Source organism: Delftia sp. ASV31 (assembly GCF_016428765.1).
GTDB lineage: Bacteria > Pseudomonadota > Gammaproteobacteria > Burkholderiales > Burkholderiaceae_C > Comamonas > Comamonas acidovorans.
In genome coordinates this window covers 1-320 of the sequence record NZ_JAELTK010000256.1, presented here as the reverse complement: position 1 = coordinate 320, position 320 = coordinate 1, and the positions used below count along the sequence as shown (strand labels likewise).

Genomic DNA, 320 nt, shown 5'->3' with positions numbered 1-320 from the left:
CCCCCCCCCCCCCCCCCCCCCCCCCCCCCCCCCCCCCCCCCCCCCCCCCCCCCCCCCCCCCCCCCCCCCCCCCCCCCCCCCCCCCCCCCCCCCCCCCCCCCCCCCCCCCCCCCCCCCCTTTAATGATCCGGCGACCACCGAGATCTACACTGTTCGCATTTCGTCGGCAGCGTCAGATGTGTATAAGAGACAGCTTCTGGGCTGCATAGCCGACGACTTCACGGGCGCCACCGATCTGGCGAACAACCTGGTGCGCGCAGGCATGCGCGTGGTGCAAAGCATTGGCGTGCCTGCCGGCCCGGTGGACGAGGGCGTGGACG

At 75.6% G+C, this 320-nt stretch carries 2 protein-coding genes; both read left to right on the top strand.

The features are described from left to right. Positions 1-209, top strand: a 209-nt coding sequence (locus JHD82_RS30120) for a hypothetical protein (RefSeq protein ID WP_233174965.1), incomplete at its 5' end; no start/stop codon positions are given. After that, a partial coding sequence (locus tag JHD82_RS29275) for a four-carbon acid sugar kinase family protein (RefSeq protein WP_307838132.1) occupies positions 179-320 on the top strand: 142 nt, incomplete at its 3' end. The genes JHD82_RS30120 and JHD82_RS29275, both read left to right, overlap by 31 nt.